Origin of the sequence: Aeromonas rivuli, assembly GCF_000820045.1 — a bacterium.
Lineage (GTDB): Bacteria > Pseudomonadota > Gammaproteobacteria > Enterobacterales > Aeromonadaceae > Aeromonas > Aeromonas rivuli.
The window spans coordinates 1-496 of the sequence record NZ_CDBJ01000076.1; the positions used below are offsets into that span (position 1 = coordinate 1).

The 496-nt window shown below is 61.3% G+C and carries 1 protein-coding gene; it reads right to left on the reverse strand.

What is annotated here, in order from left to right; all coding sequences use genetic code 11:
- Positions 1 to 79: 79 nt before the first annotated feature.
- On the reverse strand, positions 80 to 496 hold a 417-nt coding region (locus BN1130_RS22960), incomplete at its 5' end, for a methyl-accepting chemotaxis protein (RefSeq protein ID WP_042043642.1).

The window sequence follows — 496 nt, forward strand, 5'->3', positions numbered from 1 at the left end:
TGCAACGAAAAGCGCGACCGAGGTCGCGCTTTTTTGTGTCCCTCGCCCGTGGCGCAAACCACAGGCACGGCTTAACCCATCACCAGCGATAGGTGTTGAGCAGGGCTTCGAGCTTCTGGCACTGGGCGACCAGCTGCTCGCTGGCGAGATTGGCGCTGTGGGCCTGGCTCAGGGTATCGTTCGATGTGCTGCGGATCTCGTGCACGGCGCCATCCACTTCCTGACAGACTCTGTCCTGCTCCTGGGCTGACTGTGCCATCTGGGCATTGAGATCATTGGTATTGGCGATGCGATCAATGATGGTCTGCATTGCCGCCAACGTGGCTTCCGTCTTCTGAATGCTGTCATTCGCCTTGAGCCTGGCATCGCCAATGACCTGTACGGCACTCTGGGCTTCCTGTTGCAGGGCGGCAATCATCCCGGCTATCTCCAGGCTGGCGGTGCGGCTGCGGCTGGAGAGCGCCCTGACTTCGTCAGCCACCACGGCGAAGCCGCG